We start from the raw sequence: 348 nt of genomic DNA, 5'->3' as shown, positions 1-348 counted from the left end.
GACGACGTGGCCGGCCGCGTCCCAGACGAAGCCCGAGCCGGTCTGCTCGCCGCCGCCCTGCCGCGGCTCGCCGGTCTCGGGGTCGAACGTCACCGATCCCTGCCGCTGGCGGGCGAAGACGTAGACCACCGAGGGCGCCGCGCGCTCGAACAGGGCCACGGTCGCGGCCTCGATCGGCGACAGGTCGCCCCGCGCCGTCACCGCCCGGGGCGTGTCGGCGGAGAACAGCAGGCTCGTGACGTAGGGCTGCGCGACGAACAGCGCGAGCAGCGCGAGGGCGGTGGTCAGGGCGACCCGCAGGAAGCGATCGGGCACCGGTTGCGTCACTCCGATAGGGATCTTGCCGAT

Annotated in this window: 1 pseudogene (only partly in view); it reads right to left on the bottom strand. The window is 73.9% G+C overall.

Annotated features, from left to right (window positions below):
* Nucleotides 1-315: pseudogene (locus A5481_RS29360) on the bottom strand (S1C family serine protease) (it extends 814 nt beyond the left edge of the window).
* Between the last annotated feature and the right edge of the window lie 33 nt (nucleotides 316-348).

Source organism: Methylobacterium platani, from assembly GCF_001653715.1.
In the GTDB taxonomy this organism is placed as follows: domain Bacteria; phylum Pseudomonadota; class Alphaproteobacteria; order Rhizobiales; family Beijerinckiaceae; genus Methylobacterium; species Methylobacterium platani.
This window is presented reverse-complemented; position numbering and strand designations above follow the sequence as displayed.